This window comes from Streptomyces sp. URMC 126 (assembly GCF_051386555.1).
Lineage (GTDB): Bacteria > Actinomycetota > Actinomycetes > Streptomycetales > Streptomycetaceae > Streptomyces.
This window is the reverse complement of sequence record NZ_JBPQTX010000606.1, coordinates 1-1,380: the sequence shown is the minus strand read 5'-3', so window position 1 is coordinate 1,380 and position 1,380 is coordinate 1. Positions and strand designations below refer to the sequence as shown.

1 protein-coding gene is annotated in these 1,380 nt (G+C 77.1%); it reads right to left on the bottom strand.

Annotation, left to right across the window (positions count from 1 at the left end; genetic code table 11):
* Positions 1-26 precede the first annotated feature (26 nt).
* Positions 27-1,034 (bottom strand): hypothetical protein, encoded by a 1,008-nt coding sequence (locus ACSNOK_RS33050; RefSeq protein ID WP_436784477.1) that lies wholly within the window; start codon positions 1,032-1,034, stop codon positions 27-29.
* Between the last annotated feature and the right edge of the window lie 346 nt (positions 1,035-1,380).

Genomic DNA, 1,380 nt, shown 5'->3' with positions numbered 1-1,380 from the left:
CGCCTCCCCGTACCCCCCTACCGCCGTCAGTCGTCCACGCTTAGCAGCGGTCGCAGCGGCTTCGGCAGGTGGTTCTCGCAGGACTGCCGGGACGTCTGCGTCAGGGCGTCGTCCACGCAGGTGTAGTAGTCCCGGTAGATCAGCTGGAACGAGAACGTGGACACCGTGATGACCAGCGCCAGCCCGCCCATCACCAGCCCGCTCACCGCCGCCGTCGTCTGCGGCCGGAAGCCGCCGGCCTGCGGCGCGGGTGGCTGGGCCGCCGAGCCGTCGTCGGCGCGCCGGCCGGACTTGGCGCGCAGCGAGCTGACAGCCCAGTAGACGGAGAGCGCCCCCAGCAGCAGGGCGACCTCGGGCAGGCTGAAGAGCGCGAAGAAGAAGCCCCAGAGCCCGGCGAGGAGCGCGTAGCGGGCGCGGCGCTGGGCCGGGTCGGTGGGGTCCCAGCGCGGGCCGCCGCCGGGGCCGCCGTTGTCGGGGCCCTGGCCGCCGCCCTGCGGGCCGCCGAATCCGCCGCTGTGGCGGCCCGGCTGCCGGCTGCTCCACTGGCTGCCCCAGGCGGGCGGCTGTCCGGAGCCGTCCCGGCCGTCGGAACCGTCGGCTCCGCCTCCGCCCTGCGGCTCACGCGGCTGCCACGGCCGGTCCGGCCGGTCGGCCGGCGGCGGCGCGAAGGGGTTGTCGGCGTCGGCCGACGGCTCCCGCCGTCCCCGGCCCTCCTGCTCCCCGTCACCTGAGCCGCCCCAGGCGCCGCGGTCACGCCCGTCGCGCTCACTCTGCCCGTCGCGGCCGTCGTGCTCGTTCCCGCCCTGCCCTTCCGGGCCCCAGCCCTCCCGGCCCTGCCGCTCCGGCGACCGCCGTTCGCGCGCCGCGAGCAGTACCGGCCGGGGGCCGAAGGAGGCGGTGACGGAGGCGGCGGCCGGCGCCGCGGACGGCGTGAGGTCGCTCGGCGCCGCCTCCAGGGCGGACGGCCGCGGTCCGGCGGACGCGGCGGACAGCGGGAGGGGGCGGTGAACCGCGGGGCGGCGTCGGTCCGGCATGTGGAGTGTGTCTTCCCCTGGTCTCGTCTGTGTCGCGTCCTGCGGTGGGCGTCCTGCCGAGTCGCGTGCTGCACGTCGAGCGTACGGCCGCGAGGCCGGTTTTCCGGAGCCGATCCCGTGCCGCGTCGGCCCCGGCGGACGCCTGGCGGACGCCGTCCACAGACGCTACCTTCCGCGCGCGCCCCCGTCCCGCGGGGGCCGTCGGGTGTGCCGGTATCGTTGCTGGCGGTCGGCGGCTTCGTAGAGTCCCCCGTATCCGGGGACCGCTCTGTCTCGTACGACCATACAAACCGCACCGCGCGCGAGAAAGGGCCCGCCGTGGCGTCCCCCGCCCCCCAGGCTCACC